This window comes from Corallococcus sp. AB011P (assembly GCF_003611605.1).
In the GTDB taxonomy this organism is placed as follows: Bacteria; Myxococcota; Myxococcia; order Myxococcales; family Myxococcaceae; genus Corallococcus; species Corallococcus coralloides.
Genome location: NZ_RAVX01000079.1, coordinates 1 through 520 on the forward strand (window position 1 = coordinate 1; position 520 = coordinate 520).

The 520-nt window shown below is 70.6% G+C and carries 1 protein-coding gene; it reads left to right on the forward strand.

Features of this window, described 5'->3' with window-relative positions:
• On the forward strand, nt 1-520 hold a 520-nt coding region (locus D7X30_RS41415), incomplete at both ends, for an AMP-binding protein (RefSeq protein ID WP_147443457.1).

Here is a 520-nt window from a genome sequence, read left to right on the forward strand (position 1 = left end):
AACTGGCCGCCCAACTGCGTCACCACCGCGTGACGTCACTGTGGCTCACCGCCGCCCTCTTCGAGCAGATGGCCCTGCACCAGGGCGAAGCGCTCGCGGGCGTGCGTCAGGTCCTCGCCGGTGGCGATGTGCTGCCTGCCGCCCGTGTGCGCGAACACCTCGCGCGTCTCCCGGAAGGCACCACCTTCCTCAACGGCTATGGCCCCACGGAGAACACCACCTTCTCCGCCACCTTCGCCATGCAGCACGGCACGCGGGTGGAAGGAGCCATCCCCATTGGCCGTCCGCTCTCCAACTCCACGGTGTACGTCCTCGACGCGCACCTGCACCCGGTGCCCGTGGGTGTCGCCGGTGAGGTGTACGTCGGCGGCCAGGGCCTGGCCTGGGGCTACCTGAACCGCCCCGAGCTGACCGCGGAACGCTTCGTCCCCCACCCCTTCGCCTCCACGCCGGGCGAGCGCCTCTACCGCACGGGAGACAAGGCCCGCTGGAAGGCGGACGGCACGCTCGACTTCCTCGG